General features: G+C 59.5%; 24 protein-coding genes and 2 pseudogenes. 10 read left to right on the top strand and 16 right to left on the bottom strand.

The window, feature by feature from the left end:
• Positions 1–182 precede the first annotated feature (182 nt).
• From BLW11_RS15055 to BLW11_RS15095, 9 genes are all read right to left on the bottom strand, one after another.
• Entirely contained in the window at positions 183–1,214 is a 1,032-nt protein-coding gene (locus BLW11_RS15055) for a trans-3-hydroxy-L-proline dehydratase (protein WP_048362028.1), read from the bottom strand.
• Positions 1,215–1,280: 66 nt separating this feature from the next.
• Positions 1,281–2,003 (bottom strand): amino acid ABC transporter ATP-binding protein, encoded by a 723-nt coding sequence (locus BLW11_RS15060; RefSeq protein ID WP_048362027.1) that lies wholly within the window; start codon positions 2,001–2,003, stop codon positions 1,281–1,283.
• Positions 1,996–2,646, bottom strand: a complete 651-nt coding sequence (locus BLW11_RS15065) for an amino acid ABC transporter permease (RefSeq protein WP_048362026.1) — start codon at positions 2,644–2,646, stop codon at positions 1,996–1,998. Before BLW11_RS15065 ends, BLW11_RS15060 begins: the two co-directional genes overlap by 8 nt.
• Before the next feature lie 10 nt (positions 2,647–2,656).
• Positions 2,657–3,322, bottom strand: coding sequence for an amino acid ABC transporter permease (locus tag BLW11_RS15070; RefSeq protein ID WP_048362025.1), 666 nt, complete (start codon positions 3,320–3,322; stop codon positions 2,657–2,659).
• The gene (lhpI, locus tag BLW11_RS15075; protein WP_048362024.1) at positions 3,315–5,081 is read right to left on the bottom strand and encodes a cis-3-hydroxy-L-proline dehydratase; all 1,767 of its coding nucleotides are present in this window, start codon (positions 5,079–5,081) and stop codon (positions 3,315–3,317) included. Before lhpI ends, BLW11_RS15070 begins: the two co-directional genes overlap by 8 nt.
• Before the next feature lie 10 nt (positions 5,082–5,091).
• On the bottom strand, positions 5,092–5,910 hold the full coding sequence (locus tag BLW11_RS15080) for an ABC transporter substrate-binding protein (protein WP_048362023.1): 819 nt from the start codon (positions 5,908–5,910) through the stop codon (positions 5,092–5,094).
• 308 nt (positions 5,911–6,218) lie between these two features.
• Positions 6,219–6,890: a GntR family transcriptional regulator gene (locus tag BLW11_RS15085; RefSeq protein WP_425272779.1), complete on the bottom strand. Its 672-nt coding sequence runs from the start codon at positions 6,888–6,890 to the stop codon at positions 6,219–6,221.
• A gap of 73 nt (positions 6,891–6,963) precedes the next feature.
• Entirely contained in the window at positions 6,964–7,665 is a 702-nt protein-coding gene (locus BLW11_RS15090; RefSeq protein WP_048362021.1) for a cyclase family protein, read from the bottom strand.
• A 40-nt stretch (positions 7,666–7,705) separates the two neighbouring features.
• Complete coding sequence (locus BLW11_RS15095) at positions 7,706–8,638, bottom strand: AraC family transcriptional regulator (protein ID WP_048362020.1); 933 nt, start codon at positions 8,636–8,638, stop codon at positions 7,706–7,708.
• A 147-nt stretch (positions 8,639–8,785) separates the two neighbouring features.
• On the opposite strand from BLW11_RS15095, the gene melA reads away from it, so the two are divergent.
• The 3 genes from melA to BLW11_RS15110 all read left to right on the top strand — a co-directional run bounded on the left by melA (position 8,786) and on the right by BLW11_RS15110 (position 12,474).
• A complete protein-coding gene (gene melA, locus BLW11_RS15100; RefSeq protein WP_048362019.1) occupies positions 8,786–10,111 on the top strand; it encodes an alpha-glucosidase/alpha-galactosidase in 1,326 nt (441 codons plus the stop codon).
• 177 nt (positions 10,112–10,288) lie between these two features.
• Positions 10,289–11,602, top strand: coding sequence for an oligosaccharide MFS transporter (locus tag BLW11_RS15105; protein ID WP_048362018.1), 1,314 nt, complete (start codon positions 10,289–10,291; stop codon positions 11,600–11,602).
• An 89-nt stretch (positions 11,603–11,691) separates the two neighbouring features.
• The gene (locus tag BLW11_RS15110; protein WP_048362017.1) at positions 11,692–12,474 is read left to right on the top strand and encodes an SDR family NAD(P)-dependent oxidoreductase; all 783 of its coding nucleotides are present in this window, start codon (positions 11,692–11,694) and stop codon (positions 12,472–12,474) included.
• A 91-nt stretch (positions 12,475–12,565) separates the two neighbouring features.
• Here the strand turns inward: BLW11_RS15110 and BLW11_RS15115 are convergent, their stop codons facing one another.
• The gene (locus BLW11_RS15115; protein WP_048362016.1) at positions 12,566–14,155 is read right to left on the bottom strand and encodes a carbohydrate porin; all 1,590 of its coding nucleotides are present in this window, start codon (positions 14,153–14,155) and stop codon (positions 12,566–12,568) included.
• A gap of 289 nt (positions 14,156–14,444) precedes the next feature.
• Between BLW11_RS15115 and BLW11_RS15120 the strand changes: the two genes are divergently transcribed.
• Positions 14,445–15,443 carry a LacI family DNA-binding transcriptional regulator gene (locus BLW11_RS15120; RefSeq protein WP_048362015.1) on the top strand — a complete coding sequence of 333 codons (999 nt, stop codon included), beginning with the start codon at positions 14,445–14,447 and terminating at the stop codon, positions 15,441–15,443.
• On the opposite strand, the gene BLW11_RS15125 is transcribed toward BLW11_RS15120, so the two are convergent.
• Positions 15,421–16,176: an ArsR/SmtB family transcription factor gene (locus BLW11_RS15125; RefSeq protein WP_048362014.1), complete on the bottom strand. Its 756-nt coding sequence runs from the start codon at positions 16,174–16,176 to the stop codon at positions 15,421–15,423. The two genes, BLW11_RS15120 and BLW11_RS15125, sit on opposite strands and share 23 nt — an antisense overlap.
• A 74-nt stretch (positions 16,177–16,250) precedes the next feature.
• Between BLW11_RS15125 and BLW11_RS15130 the strand changes: the two genes are divergently transcribed.
• Together BLW11_RS15130 and BLW11_RS15135 are read left to right on the top strand one after the other, a co-directional pair.
• The gene (locus tag BLW11_RS15130) at positions 16,251–17,408 is read left to right on the top strand and encodes a cytochrome P450 (protein ID WP_048362013.1); all 1,158 of its coding nucleotides are present in this window, start codon (positions 16,251–16,253) and stop codon (positions 17,406–17,408) included.
• Positions 17,405–17,749 (top strand): antibiotic biosynthesis monooxygenase family protein, encoded by a 345-nt coding sequence (locus tag BLW11_RS15135; RefSeq protein ID WP_048362012.1) that lies wholly within the window; start codon positions 17,405–17,407, stop codon positions 17,747–17,749. Before BLW11_RS15130 ends, BLW11_RS15135 begins: the two co-directional genes overlap by 4 nt.
• A 63-nt stretch (positions 17,750–17,812) precedes the next feature.
• On the opposite strand, the gene BLW11_RS15140 is transcribed toward BLW11_RS15135, so the two are convergent.
• On the bottom strand, positions 17,813–18,259 hold the full coding sequence (locus BLW11_RS15140; protein ID WP_048362011.1) for an SRPBCC family protein: 447 nt from the start codon (positions 18,257–18,259) through the stop codon (positions 17,813–17,815).
• Between the two features lie 517 nt (positions 18,260–18,776).
• Here BLW11_RS15140 and BLW11_RS15145 point away from each other — a divergent pair.
• Together BLW11_RS15145 and BLW11_RS15150 are read left to right on the top strand one after the other, a co-directional pair.
• Positions 18,777–19,874, top strand: a complete 1,098-nt coding sequence (locus tag BLW11_RS15145) for a collagen-like triple helix repeat-containing protein (protein WP_053069588.1) — start codon at positions 18,777–18,779, stop codon at positions 19,872–19,874.
• Positions 19,875–20,259: 385 nt separating this feature from the next.
• Entirely contained in the window at positions 20,260–21,009 is a 750-nt protein-coding gene (locus tag BLW11_RS15150; RefSeq protein WP_048362010.1) for an SDR family NAD(P)-dependent oxidoreductase, read from the top strand.
• Between the two features lie 2 nt (positions 21,010–21,011).
• Here the strand turns inward: BLW11_RS15150 and BLW11_RS15155 are convergent.
• A pseudogene (locus tag BLW11_RS15155) lies at positions 21,012–21,926 on the bottom strand (AraC family transcriptional regulator); the annotation flags it as partial.
• 87 nt (positions 21,927–22,013) lie between these two features.
• On the opposite strand from BLW11_RS15155, the gene BLW11_RS15160 reads away from it, so the two are divergent.
• A complete protein-coding gene (locus tag BLW11_RS15160) occupies positions 22,014–23,489 on the top strand; it encodes an aldehyde dehydrogenase family protein (RefSeq protein WP_048362009.1) in 1,476 nt (491 codons plus the stop codon).
• 150 nt (positions 23,490–23,639) lie between these two features.
• Here BLW11_RS15160 and BLW11_RS15165 read toward each other — a convergent pair whose 3' ends face one another.
• From BLW11_RS15165 to BLW11_RS15175, 3 genes and pseudogenes are all read right to left on the bottom strand, one after another.
• Positions 23,640–24,131 carry a GNAT family N-acetyltransferase gene (locus BLW11_RS15165; RefSeq protein ID WP_048362008.1) on the bottom strand — a complete coding sequence of 164 codons (492 nt, stop codon included), beginning with the start codon at positions 24,129–24,131 and terminating at the stop codon, positions 23,640–23,642.
• Positions 24,132–24,138: 7 nt separating this feature from the next.
• Positions 24,139–24,462 carry a gamma-glutamylcyclotransferase family protein gene (locus BLW11_RS15170; protein WP_074836820.1) on the bottom strand — a complete coding sequence of 108 codons (324 nt, stop codon included), beginning with the start codon at positions 24,460–24,462 and terminating at the stop codon, positions 24,139–24,141.
• Between the two features lie 299 nt (positions 24,463–24,761).
• A pseudogene (locus tag BLW11_RS15175) lies at positions 24,762–25,676 on the bottom strand (ABC transporter six-transmembrane domain-containing protein); the annotation flags it as partial.
• Between the two features lie 115 nt (positions 25,677–25,791).
• Between BLW11_RS15175 and BLW11_RS15180 the strand changes: the two are divergent.
• Entirely contained in the window at positions 25,792–26,367 is a 576-nt protein-coding gene (locus tag BLW11_RS15180; protein ID WP_048362006.1) for a TetR/AcrR family transcriptional regulator, read from the top strand.
• Positions 26,368–26,445: the final 78 nt, after the last annotated feature.

Here is a 26,445-nt window from a genome sequence, read left to right on the forward strand (position 1 = left end):
TATACGATTTATTTCGAGTGTGTTGTGCTAATCAATCCGGGCTTGTGGCGACCCTGTAGCCGCTGCCGAGGCACGAGGCTGCGATAGGCGGCGAAACCGCCCTGTGTTTTTGAAGGTCCTTCAGACCTTATCGCAGCCTCGTGCCTCGTCAGTGGCTACAGATGTGCGCAGATTCCAGCGTGTTAATGGGCTCCCGGCCAGGTATCAGACAGTCGATACCCTTGTGGCCACGGGTCGCTCGGGTCGAGCATGTGCTGGTGGGTGCCGGTGATCCAGGCGCGCCCGGAAATGCAGGGATAGATGGCCGCTCGCCCGGCGACTTCGGTCATGGAGTCGATGCGGCAATGGAATTCGGAGCCGATGATCGAACGCCCGACAAAACGGTCCCCGACTTTCAACACGCCCTTGGCCTGCAACACGGCCATGCGCGCCGAGCAACCGGTGCCACAGGGCGAGCGGTCGATCTTGCCGGGGCGGATTACCACGGCGTTGGCGCCACTGGCGATACCGTTTTCATACACCAGGGGGGCGGCGATCTGGCAGAAGGAAATATGCGACCAGTCAGGGTTCAGCGGGTGGACGAAGCCCAGTTGTTCATTGGCGGCGCGGGTGATCTTCAGGCCCATCTCGACGATGTCTTTGGCTTCGTCAGGGCTGATGGAGAACCCCAGCTCCTTGGCATCGGCGAGCACAAAACTGTCGCCGCCATAAGCAGTGTCGACCTTGATCGAGCCCAGGCCTTCCACTTCGATCCAGGCATCCAGGCGGTCGGCGAAGGAGGGCACGTTCTTGATTTCAACCCGCTCCACCTTGCCGTTGCGGCACTCGGCCACGGCTTCGATCAGCCCGCCCGGCGCTTCGAGCACCAGCCGGGTCTGGGGTTCGGTCATCGGCAGAATCCCGCTGTCGAGCAACACGGTGGACACGCAAATGGAATTGGAACCCGACATCGGCGGCGTGTCGGCCGGTTCCATGATGATCCAGGCCATTTGCGCCCGCGGGTCCTTGGCCGGCACCAGCAGGTTGACGTGGCGGAACACCCCGCCACGGGGCTCATTGAGCACAAAGTTGCGCAGGGTTTCGTCCTGGGCAATCCAGCGGGACTGCTCCCACACCGTGGCCCCGGGTGGCGGGGCCACGCCGCCAACGATCACATCACCGACTTCGCCCTCGGCGTGACAACTGACCACATGAATGACTTTCGATGAACGCATGGTTTGCTCCTTGTTGTGTCTGTGTGAACTTCATCGCGGGCAAGCCCGCGCCCACGGTGATCTGAACTATTTGACCGACTTGAGAAAGGCCGCGGTTTCCGCGTGCACGGGGTTGCCGATGACTTGATCGGGGGTGCCGATTTCGTGCACCAGGCCATTGCGAAAGAACGCCACGCGGTCGGACACATCCCGCGCAAAGCGGATTTCGTGAGTCACCAGGACCATGGTCATGCCGTCTTCGGCGAGCATGCGCATGGTGTCCAGCACTTCCCCCACCAGCTGGGGGTCGAGGGCCGAGGTGGCTTCGTCAAACAGCATGTAGTCCGGCGACATGGCCAGGGCGCGGGCGATGGCCATTCGCTGTTGCTGGCCGCCGGACAACTTGCCCGGGAAGGCCTTGAGCTTGTCGCCCAGGCCCACGTGGGTCAGTTGCTGCACCGCCAGGGCCTCGGCTTCGGCCTTGCTTTTACCCAGTACCTTGCGCGGCGCCAGCATTACGTTTTCGAGCACGGTGAGGTGCGGGAAGGCGTTCCATTGCTGGAACACGATGCCGATTTTTTGCCGCAGGTGGTTGAGGTTGGTGGCGCGGTCGTGGACTTCGATCCCGTCGACGCGGATATGGCCTTTCTGGATCGGCTCCAGGCCGTTGATACACATCAGCAGGGTCGACTTGCCGGAGCCGGAGCCGCCGATAATCGATACCACTTCGCCCTTGTTGACGGTCAGGCTGACACCCTTGACCACTTCAAGGTCGCCGAAGGATTTGTGGACGTTGTCGATCTCAATCATTTTCTTGCCACCTTTTTTCCAGGCGAGCGCCAAGGCGGGCAACCACCAGGCTCATGACGTAATAGATAAGGCCCGCGATGCACAGCACCAGCATCGGTTCCTGAATACGGGTGACGATGGTTTGCGAGGCGCGCAGCAGTTCGACGATGCCAATCCACATCACCAGCGCGGTGTCTTTCATCAAGCTGAGCACCAGGTTGAGCCAGCCGGGAAACGCCACGCGCATGGCGATGGGCAGCACGATGTAGCGCAGGTCCTGCAGGTAGCTCAGGCCCAGGGACCGGCTGGCCCGGCGTACGGTGGACGGCACCGCCAGTACGCCGCTGCGCACGATTTCGGTGAAGTACGCGGCGGCGTAGACCCCGAGCACAATGCAGCCGACGCTGAAAGCGCTGATGTTCAGGCCGACAATGCTCTTGAGCGAGTTGAACAGCACAAACTGGATCAGCAACGGCACGCTGCGAAACACATCCAGCACCCACGCCAGCGGCAGGCTGGCCCGTGGCAGCAGCGCCCGCAGCAGACCGAACAGCAGGCCCGCGAGGGTACCGAGCACGATGGCCCATGTGGTCAGCTGCAGGGTGACCCAGGCCCCCTCCAGCAAAAACATAAAGTCGTTCCAGGTAAAACTGGTGGAAAACATGGGTTCGTCCTCAGTAACGAAACAGTCGCCAGGCCAACAGCCGGGCTACTGCAACGATCGCCTTGGCAATCAGGTAATACAGCGCCGCAGCAAGGGCGAAGTATTCGAAGGTGCGGAACGTTTTGACGTTGTAGTCCTGGGTAACGCCCGTGAGGTCGTTGTTGAGCCCGACGATCACCCCCAGCGAGGTCATCAGCACGGCCCAGACCATCTGATTGGTCAGCGGGTAGAACACGATGCGCAACAACTGCGGGACAACGATCATGCGGTAGGTCTGGAACGCGCTCATGCCCAGGGAGCGGGCGGCGCGAATCTGGGTTTCGGGCACGGCCTTGAGGCCGCCGCGAAAGTTTTCGGCCAGGTAGCCGGCATTGTTGAACGTGATCCCGGCCAGCAGTGCGATCCATGAGCTGACATGCAGGCCCAGGGAGCCCAGGCCGAAGTACAGGACATAGATCTGGAACAGCGACGGGGTGTTGCGGGCGATGGACACCCAGACGTTGCCGACACCGCGCAACATCGGGTTTTTGCTTTCGCGCATTACGGTCAGGGCCAGGGCGATCAGTACCCCGAAGATCATCGACAGCACTGCGGTTTCAAACGTGACCAGGGCACCGGCGAGCATGTCCGGCAAGGCGCGCAGGGCTGATCGCCATTGGAAGGTGTAATCAAACATGGGCGGGGTTCTCCAGTAAGGCAGCGGTTTGCAGCCACTGCGGCAAGCGACCGCTGGCCGTGGCGCTGCACGCCGCATCCACACATTCGGCGAGGCTGGCGAAATGCACCTTGCGCCCCACCAGGCCGGGGGCGTAATGGGCGTATTTGCCCGAGTTGGTCATCAGGTTTCTGGCGGCTGGCGGGATGACAGGCTCACCGAGCATGCACCAGCAGGTATCGCAGACCAGCGTTGCGCCGAAGGCTTCGATCACGGCGATATGCCCGGCGGCGCGGGCCTGTTCCAGTACGGCACGGCCACAGGTGATCGCCAGCACCACGTGCGGGTGGCAGTGGCGGCCCTGGCACAGCCGGGCCAGATGGGCGAATTCGCTGAGGGAAAAATGCGGGTTGCCCAGGGACACTACGTCCACACCGGGGTCGCGTGCGCTGTTGAGTTCCTGCCAGCTGAGCAGCAAGTCCGGCAGGGTGATACGGGTCACCGGCAACGGGCCGTCCAGCACCTGTGCCGGGTCGAGCGCTTCGGGGGTCACCCCGGCGATATGAAACAGCGGCGCCGAGGAGGTTGTCGCAAAGGCCGCACCGAATGCCTTGAGGTCGTCGAGGTCCGGGTGATACTGCTCCAGCCCCGAGATCAGCGGGATACGGCTGCCGGCCAGCGCGCCGATGTGGTAGCCCAGCAAGGGGTAGAACGCATCATCGAGGTTGGCCAGGGGCGGTAGTTCGACGTGCAGTCGGGCTTTGCGCCGAGCGTCCAGATGGCAGCCAGTGAGGGGTGCACGGCCGGTGAGGGCGATACAGATATCCAGATAATCGGGGTATTTGAGCGTGCGTGCCCCCAGCACGCTGTTGGCGTAAACCACCGCGTTGGACTCGGCCCAGACGATTTGCTCGCCCGCCTTGGGCGCGCTGTCGAGCAGGTAAGGGGCGCAGGTGAAACTCAGTTGTGCACCCATGGCCATGTAGGCGTCGCCCAAGGCGCTGGCCGGTTCGCCCAGTGCCGGGTCGATACCCAGTTCGCGCCAGCGGCGCTGGTCTACCGAAATTGAATTGAGGGTGGTGGGCACCCGTACTTTGGCGCCCCATTCCACCAGTTGTCGGGCAAAACGCAGGCTTGAAGGCCCGGTATAAATGCAGCCGTCGATATGGGCCTGAGTGATGTCGATCAGTTCTTCGGCCCCTTGCAGCTGCGCCATGCGCAGAACGATCTGCATGGCCACCTGAGCAGCCTTGCCGAACTCGCCGGCAAGCAGTGCCCGGTCGTGTGCGGTGAGCCGCACCGAGTGATTGTCGTGTTGTACGTCGCCTGGGCGCGGGGTCCAGGCATCGCGGGGCTGTGTATCGAACAGATGCAGGTGGGTGCCATCGACGCGGGCGAACCCCTTGTCACCCAAGGCCGCGAAGGCCTCTTCGCCGATGCAGAGCACCGGCAGGGAACGCCCGAACAGCGTCTGTGCAACCAGCACGCCCAGGGTCAGAATCTCATCGGCCTGGGCCAATACCAGTGCGGCGGGCGCGTGGCCATTGCTGATCAACTCCATCAGCACGCTGCTGCCCGTGCAGGAGCCGCGCCCGCTCGGGATCGCCAGCACCCGGCCGGCCAGGCATTGGCCGCTGAGCGGGTGGTGACGGTCAATCACCTCACCGCTGCAGGGGTCGACGCCGCCCCAGAAACTCAGGCCGACATCGGCGTGCAGCAGTGGGCCAAAGGCAGCGCCGTCAACCAGGCTGCGACCGGCAAGAGAAGATTTCCCAGACATGCTGGATACCTCAGTAGTAGACGTGAGGTACGGTCAGATCAGCCGGTGGAATCTCGGTCCCGACCCATTTGACCCACAGCTCCTTGTAGCGCCCGGTGCGCACTTGCTGGTTGACGAACAGGTTGAGGTAGTTGAGCAGGCCGTACTCGTTGCGTTTGGCTCCCAGGGACACGTAATCAACCACGTAAGGCGCGTTACCGGCGACTTTCAGGTTTTTGTACTTGCCTGATTTAAGGGTAGCTGCGGCCACGGTATTGGTGACGACGGTGGCTTCAATATGGCCTTGGGCGACGGCCAGCAGGGTGTCGTTTTGCGACTGATAAGCGCGGAACGAGCCGCTGCCCCAGCTTTTCACGTCTTTTTCCAGGGCGATGGCTTCATAGGTGCCGCTGGTGTTGCCCAGAGCCTTGCCCTTGAGGTCGTCGAAGCTGTTGATGCCGGTATTGTCGCGGGTCAGCACCACCATCTGGAACGCAAAGTAAGGGATGCTCAGGCCCACGGTTTTAGCCCGCTCCAGGGTGTCGGAAGTGGACGCTACGATGATGTCCGCACGCCCGGAGACCAGCGCCGGGATACGGTCGGGGAAGGGGGTTTCGACGATTTCGGGATCGACTCCGAGTACTTTCGCCAGGTCATTGCAGTAGTCCACGTCAAAGCCCACCGGTTTGTTGGCTTCGTCACGGGAACCCATTGGCGGGAAATCCAGGGTCACGGCACAGCGCAGCTTGCCCGAACCAATGATGTCATCGAGCTTGTCGGCCTGGGCCGTGGCGATAAAGGAACTACTGAGAACAGCGCTGAGGGCTACGGCAAATACGGGGTTTTTCATAGAAGCCTCGGAGTCGTTGAAGTGCTGTTGAATATCGGATTGGGGATTTCGTATACGATATTTATTTAGCAATCGCTGTGCCGATTTTTCCTACATGCCCTGAAATAGTGTGCGCGGGGTGTTTTTTACGCCGCTCCAGGGTGCGGTGAAACGCAGATTTGCGGTGATGGGTAGCGGGGGGGTGTTACAGAAGGGAGCAGCGCGGTGTGGCGTGCCCCACTACGGAACACGGGCTTTTCCACGCCGCGCAAATGGCTTGATGGTTTTGCCCTGCGCCGATGACGAAATCAGCACAGTACGGGTGTCGGTCAATGGCTTTGGGGCAGGTGCTCGAACAGGGTTTTGCAGACCCCGGCAATGTGCTCGTCCAGCAGCCCCACAGCCAGCTCCACATCACCGGCGCGGCAGGCGTCGAGGATTTGCCGGTGTTCGTGGTCGGCGCGGTGCTTGCCTGCCGACAAGCTCATCTGGATGCGCAGGTAGCGTTCAAGCTTGTCATTGACCGAGCGAATCAGGCTGATCATAAAGGGTCGTTGTGCAGGCTCGTAGAGGCAGGCGTGCAGTTCCCAGTTGAGTTCGGCCCAACGGCCCACGTCATCCTCGCCGACAAACTCCTGGCAGATGCGTTCGGCTCGGGTGAAGGTCTCTTCGGTCATGTTGGGGATGGCCAGGCGCAGCAGCTTGTCTTCAAGCAGCATGCGCACTTCGAACATCTGCGCCAGTTCGGCTTCTGAAATCCGCGTGACCATAGCCCCGCGATTGCGCTGGAACATAACCAGACCTTCGGCTTCGAGCCGCTTGAGGGCTTCGCGCACGGGGATCTTGCTGACATTGAACTGGCGGGCGATATCGTCCTGGCGAATCGGCTCATCTTCAGCGAAGTGCCCGGCCACAATGGCGTCGCGCAGATGCAGGGTGATGATTTCCGACGTGGAAGGTGAGTTGCCAAGGTCAGGAGCATTGAATTTTGGGTGGGCCACGGTCGTCGTCATTCCCAGGGAAAGCAAATATGGTATACGAATTCGCCCGGGGGAGCCGTGTGCCGGTAGTCGCTCAGCGTACAAACGCCAGCACGCTGGCGGGTGAGCCTGATCCCGCCTGTAGGCGTAGTACGCCAATAACCAGCGTGCTGCCCGTTGGTGGCAACCGGTCGAGGTTGTTCAGGCACTCGAGGATGATGCCACCCTGCGCCAGTACCAGACGATTGCAGGCAAAGGATGTTTCCTGCCCCGGGTCCACCCCGTGGGTGTCGATGCCGATTCCGGCGATGGCGCGATGCTCCAGCAAGAACCGGGTCGCGGCGGCGCCGACGCCTGGGAAGTGCAGACCTTGGGCGTCGGCATTGATAAACCTCCCGGGCTCCAGCCAGCGCGATTGCCAGCCGGTATGGAAAAGCACAACAGAGCCGGGGGCAATGACTCCGTTGACCTGCTCCCAGAGCTCGATGTCCTGAGCACTGATCACATAGTCAGGGTTGCTACAGGTGTGAGCCTGGACATCAACAACCACTGCCGGTCGAACCAGAGCCTCAGGCTTGTAGCCGTCGATGCCCATGGCATCGGGGTAAAAACTGTTGGGGGCGTTCATATGGGTTGCGCTGTGCTCGCCCATGCTGAAGTTGCGCAGGTAATAGCCGTCCTCTTGCAAGGATGCCTGGGTCGTAAAAATCACTGGCGGGTCATTGGGCCAGACGGGGAGGTCGGGCGTGATCAGGTGGCTGAGGTCAACAATCCGGTCAAATTGAATGTTCTGCATCAATGGCTTCCTCTTTAAGAAGGTCGGGGAATGGCGTCTTTTAGTTTGTCCCCAGATTATTGACGTAAAAACCGCTCAGGCGAAACTCACTGGGTGAGAGGGAAAACGCGCGGCGGAACAGTTTCGAAAAGTAGTTGGGGTCGCTGATGCCGACCGACAGTGAAACGGCCTTGATCGACAGATCGGTGACTTCGAGAAGATGTGCTGCGCGTTTCATGCGTTCGTGCAGCACATACTCGGCAGGTGACATACCGGCGGCGCGGGTGAACACCCGGGAGAAATGGGCGCGGCTCAGCCCGGCGATACGGGCCAGGCTGGCCACATCCAGCTCATCCGTGTCGGTGGGCTGGCTGTGTTTGTCCGGCCCCGTTCTCAGGCAGGCGTGCACGTGGTTCTGGATAGTCGCCACCACACACGAGCCGCTGGTGGGGAGGGTGGGATCCTGTACGCACAAGTCATCATGCAGCAGCATCAGCGCTTCATAGGCCAGCGCGGAGGCGCGGCCAGCCGTCAATTGCGGGGTGTGGATCAAGGTATCAATATTGGTGGCCAGGGCCTCAATGGTCTGGCCGGTCAGTTGTAAAACCGGCCCGCGCTCCGCCAGCAATTCCCGTTGCAGCCGCAGCGCCTCCTTGCCGTACATGGCGACCCAGAAGAACTCCCAGCTCTTGCCAGCCTCTAGCCAATAGCAATGGTCATGGGGGACCAGCAGCAACATCGTGTCCCCGGGGTTGAGCCGGTGGTGGCGCCCCTCGAACCGCAAATTGCCCTCGCCGGCAAGGGTGTGTTGCAGGATCACGAACGGGGTGTCGCCACGCCTGCGACCGTCCCAGCAATAGGACGCGTCCTGTACCCGGTCGTATCCGGCATTGGTCGGCATGGTGTGCAGCTGATGTCTGCCGCGGGGCAGCGAAATGACTTTTATTGCCGGCCCTCTTGCCATCATGTCGTTGAGCACAAAACTACCCGTCATCGCATAAATCTCGTCTATTCAGGTGGTGGGCCGCCTCCTACCATAGATATCAAGCGGTTCCCGGCAAGCCTCTGTCAGGCCTGAACCGTCGTGATGCTCTGATATTTATTTACCTGTGTCCACTGCGAATAGAACAAGGATAAGCAGATGACTTTCAAAACCACAAAGATCGCCCTGATAGGTGCCGGCTCCACGGTATTCATGAAAAACGTGCTGGGCGACCTGCTGCACGTCGAGCTGTTGCGCAATGCGCATATTGCGTTGATGGATATCGACCTGCACCGCCTGGAAACCTCGAAAATGGTGGCCGGCAAGATCGCCGAGTCCCTTGGTGTGTCGCCACGGATCGAAGTGACGACCGATCGCCGGCGAGCGCTGGAAGGGGCCGATTATGTGGTCACGATGATTCAGGTTGCAGGCTACAAGCCAGGTACCGTGACCGACTTTGAGATCCCCAAGCGCTTCGGCCTGCGCCAGACCATCGGCGATACCCTGGGCATCGGCGGCATCATGCGTGGCTTGCGTACCGCCCCGGTGCTGGTGGACATCGCCAAGGACATGCGCGAACTGTGCCCCGGCGCCCTGATGTTGCAGTACGTCAACCCGATGGCCATCAACTGCATGGCCCTCAACCGCTTTGTTCCCGAGGTGCGCACGGTCGGGCTCTGCCACTCCGTACAGGGCACGGCCAAAGAGCTGTCGCTGGACATCGGCGTGCCTGTCGAAGAGATCCGCTATCGCTGTGCCGGCATTAACCACATGTCCTTTTACACCTCGTTCGAGCGCCTGCTGGCCGATGGCAGCGTCGAGGATCTTTACCCGCGTATCCGCGCAGTGCTCGATGAAGGCAAGGTCCCTGACTGGAACCGGGTGCGCTACGAAGTGTTCAAGCACTTCGGCCATTTTGCGACCGAGTCTTCCGAGCACCTGGCCGAATACGTGCCCTGGTTCATCAAGCGCCACCGTCCTGACCTGATCGAGCAGTTCAATATTCCGCTGGATGAATACCTGCGTCGTTGCGAGGAGCAGATCAGCGAATGGGGCGTGCAGGAACAGGCGCTGATCAACGGTGAAGGGGTCAAGGTTTGCCGCAGCCATGAATATGCATCACTGATCATCGAGGCCGAACTCACAGGTATACCGACTGTTATTAACGGCAACGTGATGAACGCTGGACTGATCAGCAATCTGCCTGATAATGCCTGCGTAGAGGTGCCCTGCGTTGTGGACCACAATGGTATTCAACCGACCCGGGTAGGTAATCTGCCGGTAGGTCTTGCCGCTTTGATGCAAACCAATATCAACGTTCAACTCCTGACCGTGGAAGCCCTGGCCAGTGGTCGTCGCGACCACGTCAAGCAGGCCGTGATGCTTGACCCCCATGCCGCCGCCGAACTGAGCCTCGACGAAATTGCGACCATGGTCGACGACCTGATCGAGGCACACGAGGGCTGGTTGCCACACTTGGGGTAAGCGCGGGGAACCTGCGGTCTTAGCCTGAAATTCTACCCGAAGTACCAGTCAAACTGCCTTGACCACTGGCCAGCCCCTGGCGCGATCCGCGGATTCACCGAGGCTGGCGTTCAAGCACGCGCGAGTGAGCAGTCAAGGCACGTTTGTCCATAAAAACAATGAGTCCAGGGTGGACCTATGAACTTGACGCTCGGTACTGCAACTGGCGGGGTTCTGCCGTTTTTCAAATACGGCATGATCTTCTTTTTCTACTACTTCATCACGGGCGGAACGGCGCCTTTTCTTGCGGTATGGCTGGGGGATGTCGGCACACTGGATGCCGGCGCTATCGGTTTGATGTTTGGCTCCCAAGCGGTGTTTGCCATGCTGTTCCAGCCGCTGTTCGGTGTGCTGAGCGATCGCCTGGATCATCGCAAGCATCTGTTGTGCGTGGTCATCGGTCTGTTGATTTTGCTGGCGCCCTTCATGAACTGGGTATTTGCGCCGCTGCTGCGCTCCCACCTGATGCTGGCTGCACTGGTGGGTGGTGTTTACCTGGGCATTACCTTCGCCGCTGGCGGTGGTGCGCTGGAGGTGTATATCGAAAAAGCCTGTCGGGCCAACCATATCCCCTATGGTCGGGTGCGGATGTTCGGTGCCATTGGTTTCGGTTTTTCGGCGGCGATTTCGGGGATGCTGATCAGCACCAATCCCGAATCGATTTTCTGGCTCGGTTCAATGTGTGCGGTGCTGATGGCCGTGCTCGTCTACCGCATCAAACCGTGCCTGAACGCGATGCCTTCGGGTGATGCCCCGGATAAAACGCCCCCCGTTTCCTATGCCGCCATTGGCAGCCTGTTGCTGGATCGACGCTTCTGGTTTCTGGTGCTGTATGTGGTCGGTGTCGCCTGCCTGTACGACATTTTTGACCAGCAGTTTGTGAATTACTTCCGTGGTTTCTTCGACTCGCCGCAGCAAGGCACGCAAGTGTTCGGGTTTGTCACCACACTTACGGAGTGCATGGTTGCACTGGGTATGTTCCTGATCCCCGGCTTGCTGAACCGCATTGGTGGCAAGAATGCCCTGATCATTGCAGGGTTGGTGATGTGGGTGCGCATCACAGGTTCAGGGCTCGCGACGACGACGTTTGAAGTGGTGGCGTTGAAGATGCTCCACGCCCTGGAAGTGCCCCTGGTGTTTATCGGCATGTTCAAGTACATCGAGGACGTGTTCGGAACGCGGCTGTCGGCCACCATTTACATGGTGGCGTTTGTTTTTGCCAAGGGGGTAGGGGCTGCGATCATCTCGCCGTTGGCCGGCCATATGTATGAGGTGTACGGTTTCCGGCAGACCTACATCCTGCTGGGCAGCTCGGCGTTGTTGTTTACCCTCGTCTCAATCTTCACCCTCGACAGTGGCAAGCACAGGAAGCCCGATCGGTTGGGCAAGCCCAAGCCAATTACGGCAGTGGTTGCCGCTCAGGTGCTGTCACAGCCGGTGGTTGCAAAGTAACGCTGATCCCTGTTCTGCACCGGGCGCGTGGTCTGTTTTTCGGGCTGCGCGCCTTGTGCTTTGTGTCTGATTAATCAAAAGGTAATGACATGACATTGACGACAATAGAGGGCTCACAGCCTGTTTATCCGGACCTCAAGGGTAAGGTTGTGCTGATTTCGGGCGGGGCTTCGGGGATTGGTGAGGCCATGGTTCGGGCCTTCGCCGGGCAGGGGGCGAGGGTGGCGTTTGTCGACATGGCGCGTGAGGCCGGTGAACGGCTTGAAGCGCACTTGAGCGCGGCGGGACATGACGTCAGTTTTACCTGCTGCGATATCACCCGGGTCGAGGCTTATCAGCAAGCCATCAGGGCTTTCCAGGAGACTCTGGGGCCGATCACGGTGTTGATCAACAATGCCGCAAATGATGTGCGGCACACAGTTGAGAGTGTTGACTCAGAGCGTTTCGACCAGATGGTGTCAGTCAACCTCAAGCATGCCTTCTTTGCGGTTCAGGCCGTGGCGCCGATGATGAGGGCTGCTGGCGGAGGGTCGATTATCAACCTCGGTTCCATTGGCTGGATGACCGGTTCGAGCGGCTATCCGGTGTATGCCGCAAGCAAGGCTGCGACACATGGGATGAGCAAGGCGCTGGCCCGTGAGTTGGGGCCGGACCGCATTCGGGTCAATACGCTGGTGCCGGGCTGGGTCATGACCGAGAAGCAACTTTCGTTGTGGGTGGATGAGGCGGCCAGGGCGCTGATCGAACGAAGCCAGTGCCTGCCCGGAGCGCTGGAACCGGTACATATCGCCAATATGGCGCTGTTCCTGGCCTCCAGTGCATCGGCGATGTGCACCTCGCAGAACTTCATTGTTGATGGTGGTTGGGTGTAAAGGTCGGTGCAGCCGCGCTATGCCTGATGACTGTGGGAACCCGCTTGCCGGCAGGCGGCTCCCACAGGGATTGAGGTCTGCCTGCTTGTTGTCAGAACCAGGTTTCCATCTGCACCCCGAGTTGCCAGACCCCGCCGGACTTGAAGCCTTTCTGGCCGAAATCATCGCTGTCGGAGTAGCCATCCAGCGCCTTTGACCAGTCCATATAGGTGGCGAACAAGCGCAGTTCCGGGCGGGTGAAGAAGTCACCGACTTCGGGTTTGAAGGTCGGCGCTATGGTGAACTTCCAGAAGTCCCCGCTCACCGCCTGACGCGAAGAATAACCCTGTGGATCGAGGTCCATTGCCTGCCAGCTGAGTTCGTAGACCATTTCAAAATTCTGTGCCAGTTCGTTGGCAAGCCGCAGGTTGAGGGTCACCCAGCGATAGTCGTCACCCGGCACATAGCGGTTTTTACTGTGTTCGGCGACCAGGGCCGGGGCGATGCGCCAGTCGGAATTGAGGTGCGTTTGACCATAGGCCACCAGGCGCATTGCTTCGGCCTGATCAAGTAATTCACCGTCCGAACCCACGCTTTTGATTTCTGCTCCCAGGCCCTTGCCATAAAACACGGCGGTCTTGAACATGCCTTCACGGCCGAAAAAGTCCGGCTGATGATAAGCAAGCATGGCGTGGGTGCCGCTTTCTGCCGGTGTGTAGCCGGCCTTGTTGCGCCGCGTCAGGTTGCCAGCCGCGTCCTGTACCTTCAGGCGGTCATTGTTCTGCCGCGATTCGATGCCGTTGAGCATGACTTGCCAGCGGCCATCGTCGAAGAACTGATTAAGGGTGGCGATGTAGCTTCTGATGTCCTTGTCGTTATCGGTGTTGAGGTCGCCGAAGGTGCGACTGATCACCGAGGCATTTATGCGCCAGTCTTCGCTCAGGCGCACGTCATAAATACCGCCACCGGTACCGGCCACGGACACCACGTCGAAATCCAGCCAGTGGATATCGAAGTTGTCCCGGTCGTAGCGCTTGCCTGCCCACAGTTTTGCATCGCGAAACATCGTGCTGTCCTGGAACGAGGCCAGATTGTCGAGCTGGGAGTAGGCCTGGCGCACGTTGAATTCGCTGTCTTCGGCAGTCCAGTCGTTAGGGTTTTCGACCCCGTCGGCGATGGTGGCAACGAACGTGGACCGGGTGCCGTTGCTGGCGTACATCTCCTTGCTCAGGCTCAAGCCTATGTAGGTATCGACCTCGGTACCAAGCCGGCCAATGGCGCCGCCTACCGAACCGGCCGGGGTCATGTAGGCACTGCCATGACCGGCACCGGCCGCCTGGTTGATGATCGTGCCGGAGCGGGCATAGGCGGTGTACGAGAAGCCATCGTTCAAGCTGGCTGCAGGGGCGGTCAGCGTTGCAGGTGCTGCCGGGGGCGGCGCCGGGTTCGCTGCAATCAGCCCGGTGTTATCGCCGGCAGGTGCCCGGGGTTTGCCCGTGACCTGCCTGTTGAGCTGTTCAAGCTGGTCGCGCAATACCCTGGCATCGCTCTCGGCCGTCGAAGCCCGTGCTTCGGCAGCAGCAGTCCTGGCCTCCAGCCTGGCGAGACGCTCCTCGATACTGGGCGGGGCTGCCGCCATAAGCGGGGTGGCCGCGACGAGCAGGCACAAGCCTGCCCAGGGACGCAGGGCAACTAAGTCCATTGATAAGCCTCTTATTATTGTTTTTTCAGGGTTGCACCCAGTTGCCGGGCCAGGGTTTCATGCGCCGGACAGCTGTTCTGGTAACGTTAACACAACTCGCTTCAACAGGGCATGCCACAGCACTGAAAAGCCGGGCAATCAGGGTTCGGGGGCGAGGTTTTTTTCGGGTGCTCAAGATGGCGGGCAGGGCGCAAGACGGATCGGCAGGCATTTGCGCCACCACAGGCTTGCTGTCATGCTCCTGCCGGTTATGACCCATGCACCGAGAATCACACAAGGGCAGTTGTAAATGGCTTCGGTTAAAGATGTTGCGCGGTTGGCAGGGGTCTCCCTGATGACAGTATCCAGGGCGATCAACACCCCGCAAAAGCTCAACGCCGACACCCTGGCGAAGGTTCGCCAGGCCATCGAGGCGCTGGGCTATGTGCCCAGCGAGTCTGCGCGCAAGATCCGCGGTGGCCACTCCAGCAGCAAGACCATAGGCGTGTTCGCCCTCGACACGGCGACCACGCCGTTTGCCGTGGACATGCTGCTCTCGCTGGAGCGTACCGCGCGGGACAACGGCTGGAGCGTGTTTATCATCAACGTCTTCGAAACCCCGCCCAACCAGCAGACCATCGACCTGATGCTGTCCCATCGACCGGACGGGATCGTCTTCAGCGCCATGCAACTGCGTGAGCTGGACATCCCCGAAGTGCTGCGCAATTACCCCTTGGTACTGAGCAACTGCATGAGCAGCAGCCCGGGCGTGGCGTGCTATGTCTCCGATGATGAAGACGGCCAGTATCAAGCCGTACGCCGGGCCCTGCAAAAGGGCTATCGCCGCCCGTTGTGCATCAACCTGCCGCGCAACAGCATGGCCTGGGGGTTACGCCAGCAAGGCTTGTCCCGTGCCCTGATGGAGGCCGATATTCCTCTGGACAGCGTCCTGCAATATGACCTGTCGACAGATGATGGCTATGACGAAACCATTACCGAACTCAAACGCCAGCTGGCTGAGTCCCCGGCCGGGCCGGGCTTTGACCTGCTGATATGTGGCAATGACCGTATTGCCCTGATCGCTTACCAGTTTTTGCTCGGCCAGGGCCTGAAGATACCGGGTGATGTTGCCGTGCTGGGTTTCGACAATATGGTGGGCGTTGCAGAGCTGTTTTATCCGCCGTTGACCACTGTCCAACTGCCCTATTACGAGATGGGCTGCCGCGCCGCCCTGCACCTGATCGAAAACCGGGACGAGCCCTTCACCCACAAGGTGAAATGCCCGGTTATTGAGCGTATGTCGCTGTAACCGGTATCGATACGGGACGGGCCTGGCTGGCCATCTCAAGCGTGAGCCCGAATCGGGTGCAGAACGCTTTGCGGCCCTTGGGGGTTAATGCGAGTACCCGGCTATCAAGGTCCTGGGTGACCCATTTGCGGTCGATGAACAGTTGCAAAAAAGCAGCGCCCAGGGCACCGGCCAGATGCGGACGGCGCATGCTCCAGTCCAGGCATGGACACGCAAGGCGACGCCGCTGCGCCTTGATGGCGGTTATCTCAAGCCCGAGTTCCTTCATTGCATTTTCCCCGGCCGGGGTCAGTTGATACGTGTTGCTGGCGTCCAGGCCCGGCGTTAACCAGCCTGAGTCAATGAGATGGTCGTGGAACTGCACGCCCAATGTGCCTGCCATGTGGTCATAGCAGGTCCGCGCGAACTGCAATCTGTCAGGGGTGGTGGGGACAAAGGCTGGCGCGGCGTTCTGGCTGATCACCATCAGTGCTTCAAGTGCCTGGGCGACATGCGCGTCTGCCAGGCTGTAGTAGCGATGCCGGCCCTGTATGTACAGCGTGATCAGCCCATCCTCTTTGAGCCGGGTCAAATGCGCGCTGGCGGTGGACGGGCTGACGTTGGCGATGACGGCCATTTCCGTGCTGGTACGGGCGTGGCCATCCATCAGTGAACACAGCATTTTTGTCCGTGCCGGTTCGGCGATGGCACCCGCGATCCGGGACAAGGATGTTTCACTGTCGAGGCAATCCATATTTCGCTCCTGAGCGAATCGTGGGCACTGAAGATGTTCGATAGTAGCGCTTCTTTGTGAACAGGACTTGCACAATGACGCCGTTTCAAGCCGCCACACATCCCGATCCGTACGGTTACTACCAGCAGCTCAGGCAGCACAGCGAGCTGTGGTTTGACCCTGGGCTCGGGCTATGGATTGCGAGCAGTGCCCGGGCCGTGGAGGCCATTGCGACCCACCCCGATTGCCTGGTTCGACCACCGGGTGAGCCCGTGCCTTGTGCCATTGCTCATGGCTCGGCCGGGCAGGTTTTCGGTCATTTGATGCGGATGAACGAAGGGGAGCGGCATCGATGCCCCAGGCGTGTCATTGCACCTGTCCTGGCCTCAATAGGGGCCGCCAGTATCGCGCACAGCGTGATGCGTCTGTTCGACTCGCCCGGTGACCCGTTCGAAGAGCTGAATGCGCTGATCTTCACCTTGCCCGTGTCGGTTGTCGCGGATTTGCTGGGTTTCGCTTGCGGCCAATTGCAGGAAGTCGCCGAGCGCACCCGGGATTTTGTCGCCTGCCTTTCACCGTTGAGCGATGAAGCGCAATTGCACGCCGCTGACGTCGCCGCTGTCAGGCTTGGCGACTTGTTCAATGGGTTGCTCAGCAGTGAGGGCAAGGAACGCGGTGTTCTGGATCACATCTATAGCCAGCATCAGTCAGGCGACTGGCCGGACCGTGATGCCTTGATTGCCAACGTGATCGGCCTGTTATCACAGACCTGTGAGGCCAGCGCAGGCTTGATCGGCAACACCTTGGTCGCTTTGCAGCAGCAACCCGGCCTGCTGCAAAGCGTGCGGCAGGCACCGCAGCGGGCGGTCGAGCTGGTAGCCGAAGTGGCGCGGCATGACTCGCCGGTGCAGAACACCCGACGGTTTGTGGCAGCGCGATGCACGGTAGGCGATCGCGTTTTGGCGGCGGGGGATACCGTTCTGTTGTTATTGGCCAGCGCCAACAGGGACCCGTGGGCCAATCCCGACCCCGACAGTTTCCAGCTCGACAGACCTGCGCGGCGAACCTTCAGTTTTGGCTACGCACGGCATGAGTGCCCTGGTCAGCAACTTGCGCTGAGTATCGCGTCGCATGCCATTCAGGCATTGCTGCGCCGACAGCCCGCATTCAGTGCAGATGCATTGCAGTGGCGTTACCTGCCTTCACTGAATGGCCGGATTCCGCGTTTTTATCATCAGGAGCACACGCAATGATCGCCGTCATTTTTGAAGCCTGGCCACACGAAGCGCAGTACCAGCGTTATCTCGACCTTGCGGGTGAGCTCAAACCCTTGCTGGCTGAAGTGGATGGTTTTATTTCCATTGAACGTTTTCAAAGCCTCAGTGAGCCCACAAAACTGCTGTCGTTATCATTTTGGCGCGACGAGGCGGCCATCGGGGAGTGGCGGCGCATCGAGTTGCACCGCACAGCCCAGTCAGCAGGGCGAAAGGAAATATTCGATGACTATCACCTTCGCATCGCCCAGGTTGTGCGTGACTACAGCCTTGAGGATCGTGCTCAAGCACCCACCGACAGCAGGCGGATTCACGAGTGAAGCACTTAGGGTCAATTACCCGGGGTGCGAGCCTGATGGTGTGTGGGGAGGGCGTCCACCCTGTCATTGCTGAATGTCGGCCTCGACCAGTTTGGCGAGCAGCACCAGCGATTCTTGCCAGCCAAGATAGCAAGCCTGCACCGGGATCATTTCGGGTATGCCTTCTTGCACAATCGTTAACTCGACACCGCAGAACACCTCGCGCAGAGAGACCGTTGTGTGCATGACGCCCGGCAGGTTCGGGTCATCGAACGTGTCCGTGTACCGAATACGCTCATGGGGCACCAGTTCAATATATTCCCCGGCGAACGCGTGGTTCTGGCCCGTACTGAAATTGGTAAACGACATTCTGTAATCGCCACCGGCCCTGGCATCCAGATGATGGATCTTGCCGGTAAAGCCGTTCGGGGGTAGCCATTTGACCAGGGCATCGGCATCCAGGAATGCGCGGTAGACGCGCTCTGGCGGGGCTTTGATAACACGGTGAAGACGGAGGGTGTGGGTGGGCATGATTGCACCTCAAAGCAGAGGGTGGCTCGCTGAAAACTCACGGGTAGAGCGTAGAAGACCTGCCACACGCTGCACGGCCCGTTGACCAGCGGCGGGTGCATAAACAGGGTGTGGGGTTCAATTAATTGTGCTTATACCTTAAGTAGGGTTGCCTGCCGCCCGGGTTTGAAATGAGGTGTTTTGCGGCGTTTGCTACACCTTAAGCATTAGCTTTCGGGCCGTGTAGAGCGTTAGTTGGATAGCGTTAATACCAAGTTGTGAATTGTGAGTTAGAGCCTGCGGCGTTGATATGTCTGATCGCAAGGAATGTACCTCTGACGTCAGGGCAGAGGTCTTTGAGCTCAGGCGTTACAGACGCAGGGAACTGATCATGAACACTCAATTGTGGTTGAAAACAAGTACGGCTTTATTGTTGGTAATGACCGTTAGCCTCGCCGGGTGCCATAGCGGCGGTGGTGGACACAGAAGCAGCGTTGCGAGTACTCCGCCCGTTGATCCTGTGACTCCGGTGGATCCTGTGACCCCGGTAGATCCGGTAGATCCAGTTAATCCCGGCGCCGGCAAAACACCTTTGGTGACAGGCGAGGTACTGGGTCAGGTCGGCACTGCCGTGGGCGGTGTTGGCGGCGTGGTCAGCGGTGTGGGCGAAACCTTGACCAAGGTCCCGGTGGTCGGGGCAGCCGGTGGGCTGGTGGTCAATACCGGCAATGCCGTGACCTCCATTACCGATGGGGTGACCCATGGTCTGGGGTCACTGGGCACAGACAAGAACTCGCTGGGCATCACCGTGGCCGGTGTCACCCATGGGGTCAGTGACGTCGGCAAAGGTGTTTCGTCACTCGGCACGGGTGTCAGCACGTTACTGGACAAAACGCCGATCAGTCAGGTCCCGCTGGTAGGCGGCGTGGTGGGTAAAGTCACCGGCACTGCTGGCGGGCTGGTGGACAAGGTTGGTACCACCGTGACCATGCTGGGCAACACCTTGACCACCAACGTGACCAGCGGCGCGCTGGGTAACGTGACCGGCGGCGTGAATGACAAGGTGGTCGTGCCCGTGATCTCGTTGGTCGAAAACGTGACCGGTAAAGTGGGCACCACCACGGGCCTCGGGGCACCTGTGGATGGTCTGCTGAAAAAAGTCGGCGGTACGGTAGGTGGGCTGGGTGACAAAGTGGCAGGCACCGGGAATAACCCGGTTACCCATCTGGTGGGTGATGTGCTTGGCGGTGTAGGTGGCGCAGTGGGTAAAACCGGTGGCTACCTGAATCCGCCTGCAGGTTCCGGTTCCGGCGCGGGCGGTCTCGGCGGCTTGCTGGGGGTGGGTGGTACTGGCAGCGGCACCGGCGGCCTGCTGGGTCTGGGTGGTACTGGCAGCGGCACCGGTGGCTTGCTGGGTCTGGGCGGTACTGGCAGCGGCACCGGTGGTCTGCTGGGCCTGGGCGGTACTGGCTCTGGCACCGGTGGTCTGCTGGGTCCTGTAACGGGCGGTTTGGCCAGTGTGGGCGGGACCGGCGGTTCGGCAGGCGGCCAGGGCAACACCGGCACCGCCACTGGCGGCTTGGGTGGCCTGGGCGGTTTGCTTGGCGGGCTGGGGAACCTGGGCAAGAAAAACTAATTTGACACCTACACAACGCTACACACGGTTTCGTGTCACCCAGGCTCAGTCCTGGGTGACACGATCACTGTGTTGAAGTTGAACTTCGCACCTCGTTGTCCACGGAATTGTTCAATAACCCGTATCGACAAACTTCTGAGCGTGCTTGGTACTGGTCTCCCAGATACGTTTGATTACGTCACCACCTATGGTTAGGCGGATCTCGAGGGTCACAAATCGAGCTGCGACGCACTGTGCCTGCAGCGCTTGCGCGAGGCGGGTGCAGTGGTGCGCGCTAAACGCTGGACGATCACGAAGCTTTTCTGGAGTACTGGCTATTAACCGTCCGTTGCGTTGCTTTTAAGCTGGCTTCACTGATTTGAGCCAGCCTCTGAAGGACGCAAGCATGAAAAAGCTGCAGAACAAAATCGCACTGGTGACCGGAGCCTCAAAAGGAATTGGCGCAGCAATTGCCAGGCAATTGGCCAGGGATGGCGCAACCGTGATCGTCAACTATGCCCACAGCCGCGAGGATGCCGACCGGGTGGTCTCGCAGATTGTGCAGACTGGCGCAAAGGCCTGTGCGGTTCAGGCGGATGTTTCCAACAAGTCTGAAGTCAAGACGCTGTTCAAGACCATTGCCGGCAAATTCGGTCATATCGATATTCTGGTCAACAATGCCGGTGTTTACGCCACCAGCGCTCTGGCCGATATCACCGAGCACGAGTTTCACCGCCAGTTCGACCTCAATGTGCTGGGCCTGATCCAATGTACCCAGGCCGCGGTCGAGGTGTTCAATCCTGCGGGCGGCAGCATTATCAATATCAGCTCCAGCGTCACCTCCTTTACACCTGCCAATTCTGCGGTCTACACCGCCTCCAAGGGGGCGGTTGACGCCATCACCCGTACCCTGGCCAATGAATTGGGGCCCAAAAAAATCCGGGTCAACTCGGTCAACCCGGGGTTGGTGGAGACTGAGGGCGTGCACGCGAGCGGATTTTTTGAAGACGCCTTTCGCCAGAAAATCGAGGCCATTACGCCCTTGGGCCGCATCGGTCAGCCTGAGGATATCGCCCCGGCTGTGGCCTTTCTGGCGTCGGGAGATGCGGGCTGGATCACCGGTGAGATACTCGTGATCGGCGGTGGGCTGCACTGATTGCGGGCTGATTGCTCACGGACATAATTGCGGGGCGATTGCAGCATGACGCGCTTGAATGCGGTGCTGAAAGCGCTCTCTGACTCATAGCCCAACGAAAACGCGATGGTTGCTACTGAGTCACCGGTGTTTTGCAGGCGATCACTGGCCAGCAACATGCGCCAGCAGGTCAGGTATTCCATGGGTGCCACACCGACTACCTGCTTGAAACGCAAGGCAAAGGCCGAGCGTGACAGGGTTGCCTGTTGCGCCAGCTGCTGGACGGTCCAGCGGCAGGCCGGGTCGCCATGCATCGCGCTCAGGGCGCGGCTGAGATTGCGATCGGCCAGACCATGAAACCAGCCGCTGCCGCTGCTGCCCAGGATTGCAAGATGGGTGCGCAGGACTTCCAGCAACATGATATGCGCCAGATGCTCAGTCATCAGCGATCGGCCAGGGCGTTGCTGGTGCAATTCCGAGGTGAACCGTTCAAGGGCCCAGCGCAGGATCGACGCCTGTGGTTCGTTGCCTTGCACATAAACCAGCGAGGGCAGAGAGCTGAGCAGTAACCGGGCAGGAGTGCCGGTGAAGTCAAAGCGGCCACCGACCAGCAGAACGTCATCGCCACCATGACTGAACACCAGTTCATCTGCCGCGAGCGTTTGAAAGTGACCTTCTGAAGCCATGACCGGCTGTGACATATCGCTGTAGAGCGTGAATGGCATGCCTTGGGTCATGAGGAAGCAGTCGCCTTGAGCAAGTTGCAGGGGCTGCTGTTCACCCTGCACATGCAGCCAGCACTGGCCCTTAATCACGGCGGTGAATTTGATGCCATCTCTTTGGGGAAAGTTGAACGCCCAGTCGCCTCCCAGTGTGAGCGTGGCGCAGTGGTAATTACGAATTCTCAATAAAGCCAGGACGTCGGACAGAGGATCCATGCTTCACCTTTCAGGACGTTTGACAAAGTAATTAGCGCTTTATAGCAGAGTTAATCCAGTTTTCAGGTTTAAAGATGAGGTTTTTGCATGCGAGTTGAGTTCGATAAACATTATGGGCCGCTGATCAATGGTGTTTTTGAAGCGGATGCCCAAGAGCGGTCCTTTGCTGCTGTCGACCCCGCGACCGGTCATCATCTGGCGCATATCCGTTATTGCGATGAAGCGGATGTCGATCGGGCGGTGAAGGCTGCCCACATAGCGTTTCCAGCCTGGCGTGCGCTTGGTCAACAGAAACGCGCTCGTCTGGTTAACCTGTTGGCGGACGAAATCGAGGCGCATAGCGAACGCCTCGCAATGATTGATGCCCATGACGTGGGCCGGTGTATCAGCGAAGTGCGCAAGGACTATCTGACTGCGGTTCGCCACTACCGGTATTTCGCATCGGTGATCATGGCTCATGAAGACAGCGGACGTGAGATCGAAGGTGGTTACAGCATCGCAAAACGAGAGCCGCTAGGGGTTTGCGGGCAGATCATCCCATGGAATGCGCCGGCGATCATGGCTGCGTTCAAGCTCGCACCAGCGTTGGTGGCGGGCAATACGGTGGTGTTGAAACCGGATGAAAACGCCTCCTTGTCGACCCTTGAATTGGGCAAGTTGATCAACAGGATTTTCCCCGGCGGCGTTGTGAATATGGTTACCGGGCGGGGTGAAACAGTGGGTTCAGCGCTGAGCGAACATCCTCTGATCAGAAAGCTGTCGTTCACCGGCAGTACCGAAGTGGGCAGGATCGTTGCCGGGGTGGCTGCCAGGCGCCTTGTGCCCTCGACCCTTGAGCTGGGAGGCAAGAGCGCCAATATCGTGTTCCCTGATATTGAGGACATTGATGCGGTGGTCGATAATGCTACGTTTGCCGCCATTCATAACAACGGGCAATCCTGCCTGGCTGGTACCCGATTGTTCGTGCATGCGGACATTGCCACCGTTTTCCGGGAAAAGCTGATTGCTTCGTTCAATCGCGTGAAAGTGGGCTCCCCGCTGGCAGAGGATTCTCGGGTGAGCTGCCTGGTCAGCGCCCGTCAAGGTCAGCGCGTTCTGGAATACATAGGGCAGGGTGTGAAAGAGGGTGCCGAGTTGCTCGCAGGTGGTGAGCGGGTTGCCATTCAGGGATGCGAGCAAGGCTACTTTATCCAGCCCACACTACTGTTGGCTCGCAATGAGATGCGGATTTGCCAGGAGGAAATTTTCGGGCCGGTTTTATCGATGATCGTGTGGGACGATTATGAGTCCATGATTGCTCAGGCCAATGACAGCGAATATGGGCTGGCTGCGGGTATTTATACCGGCAACCTCAAGCATGCCATGCAGACGGCTTCGCGGCTGGAGGCAGGGTCGGTCTGGATCAATCGCTACTCGAATATCACCGATGGCACCGCATTTGGCGGGTATAAAAATAGCGGCATCGGCAGGGAGTTCTGCCGGGAAACGCTGAATGCTTATACCCAGGTCAAGACCATTACGGTGCAGGCACAAGTGCCCGCAGTTTGGTTTTCACCGGTATGATTTTGAACTGACGTTGAAGCCCTTGAGCATCCCGGATGCTATGGGGGCTCAAGCGTGAAGTCCTGCCCGCCATTTCGCTTCTGGCTGGACTGGATGACCTGCCGGGTCTGGCTCAGAGCCCGGCGCAGGTTTAAGCGCTCGGTGAGGCAATCAAATGTCCATGACCATTTCGTGCCAAGCCATGCCGCCATGGTCAGACGGCGAGGGCTGAACGTACTGGTAACCCAGCTTTGCATACAGCGCGACATGCTGTTCTTTGCACATCAGGTGGATGGTTTTTTTGCCCAGACGCTGCATCTGCTCGACAAACCTGCGCATCAGCAGCGTTGAAAAGCCCTTGCCCTGATGCTCAGGCGATACAACGACGGACATGATCACCACATTGGGCGCCGATGGATCGTGGCCCATCAGCTCTTTGAATTCTTCGTCCGACATGACGACGTTGTGGGCGCAACCGCTATTGATGAAGCCCGCTATCTCGCCACCCTGCTCGAGGATGAGGAAGCCTTGCGGGTAACCGGCAATCCGGGTGCGGATTTTCTCAAGCGTAGCGGCTTCGTCGCCTTCATAGGCGCTGGTTTCTATCTGGTAACAACGCTCGGCATCCTTGAGCGTTGGCTGCCTGAATGTGATCTCGGTCATGGGATTCCTAGCGCAGTGCGTAGACGTGGGCATCAATCAGCGAGCCATTCCCCAAGGTTACCTGGGTCAGGACACGTTGATATTCAGCCCCTTCAAAATCGTCAAGGGCCTGCCAGTGCATGGGGAAGTTCCCGGAGCAGAACACGTGGCCGTGAATTTCATCGCCATCTTCAGCAATCACCAACCCCGGGAACCCCATCTCTGCGCCCCAGCCGGCCTGAACCAGGCGGCCTTTTAGCGAGGCGGGCTCCCATGTGCCACCGATGTTGGTCATTACATGCTCATTTGGCCCGCCCGGGCCCAGGGTTCCATAAACGAATAGACGCTCCACGTTTGCTCCTTTCATTCAAAAGTGCGGGAGCGTGACTGATGGGCAGGCTTCAGGGCAATCAGAAAATAAGCGATCAGTGAATGCAGTCTCCAATGGTGATGTCCCGCTGTTCGGAGGTAGATCATGTCGCGACGGCGTTAAACATCGGAACGCCGACCAGCACAGTTAAGGTCGCCCTTGGTAGTGCGGATAGTCATGCAAACTGAAACCGCCATTGAATCGGGCGTGAGTGGTATTGCACAGGTGGATGATGGCGTCGATGGCACCTCGCAAGAATGCTGATTGCCATCTCGACCCTGGGCTTTCTCACCAAACCCCGGATCTACCCGCTTGCCGATATCCCGCAGGCGGGCCCAGTGATCCACAATGGCAGGTGTTTCATCCAGGCTGCTGACGAACATCCACAGGTAAGTCATGACCGCATACACGTGCCCGGCTTTTACAGCCGGTGACAGGGCCAGTTGACTGATGGCGATCACGAACAGGATGGCCGAAATCACGCCCACAAACAGATAGGCCGATGCCTCGCGGTCCGAGAGCCAGATCCGCAGCTTCGAAAGCAGTTGGTAATGGCGTTGCAGCGTTTTCGCACCGACGCTCTGTACCAGGCCGATCTCTTGTTCCAGCCGGTCGTTGAGCCGTTCGTACAGTTCCTGATTGCGCCGGGAAAAACGCGGCAGCAGTGCTGCGCACACCAGCAACACCGCCAGGCACGCCAGGCCGACCCACAGCTGGATCACCAGCAACATCACGGCAGCACCAATCACGGACAGCAGCGCGGTGGCGATGGTCGGGATGTGCTTCTCGAAGAAATCCACGAAGTCGCGCGCAAGGACCACCCGTGCCGCAGCCACGGCGTCAGTCTGGTTTTGCAGGCGCTGATTGAGGATCACCGGCACCGCCAGATCCGCATAAATGCGCGTGAAGGTTCGGGTATCCAGCGCCCGGCGCGCAGCCCCCACAATCCAGAATGCCAGCACCACCACGGCGTAAAGCAGTGCACTGCTCACATCGCCGCGAATGATCGAGTCCACCGCAAAGCCGGCAAACAGGGGGTAGGCCAACAGCAGCGCATTCTCCAGCCCCACCAGCGACAGGGTGAAAAACAGTTTGCCGGGGTAGGTTCTGGCAATGCCTTTGAGGGTTTGGCTGGCCGATTGTGGTTCGGACGTTTTACCGGGTTCGATCAGGATGTGTGGCGTGACGACTGGCATGGGTACACCGAATGGAAGATAAGCGCTATTATTGAGCGACTGCTCAATTATCTTTGAGCGACCGCTCAATAAGCAAGCGCCGTTTATCAGCCTTGCGCCACGGGGTTGTTTCCACATGTCGCGTATCGACCGTAAAGACCAGATCCTCACCGCCGCCCTGGAGCTGTTTCGCACCAAGGGTTTTGCCGATGTCTCTACCCGCGATCTGGCGGAACACGCAGGGTTGTCCCGCAGCCACATCTACCATTACTTCGCTGACTGGAAGGAACTGCGCCGCGAAGCCTTTGTGCGTTTTGCCGATGAGCAGCTGGCAGACATCTACACGCCGTTACAGCACTTGCCGCCTCAAGAGGCGCTGGTGGGTTTCCTGACAGCCTGCCTGCCGGCCTCTGCCGACGATGGTTGGGCGCTCTGGCTGGATGCCTGGGATGAAGCGATGCATGACGCTGATCTGGCGACGGCGTACCTGAGCGTCAACGCCCAGTGGAATGCCATGCTGGGCGAGATCATTGAGCGTGGGGTTACGGCGCAGGTTTTTGCGTGCGCGAGCCCGACACGGGCCGCACGACAAATCTTCGCCCAGGCGATGGGGTATGCCGACGATCTGCTGTTGCAGCCTTCTGGCGAAGCGGCTGGCGCGGCGCTGGATGAGGTGCTGGAGGTGGCGGGGTTGCTGTTGGGGCGCAGCTGATCAGGGGGGCAGAGGCTGTCCGGATCCCCAAAAAGCACCTCGCTAGGGCTCTGGTACGAATTTTTAATGACTACAATC

It is taken from the genome of Pseudomonas deceptionensis, from assembly GCF_900106095.1.
Classification (GTDB): Bacteria; Pseudomonadota; Gammaproteobacteria; order Pseudomonadales; family Pseudomonadaceae; genus Aquipseudomonas; species Aquipseudomonas deceptionensis.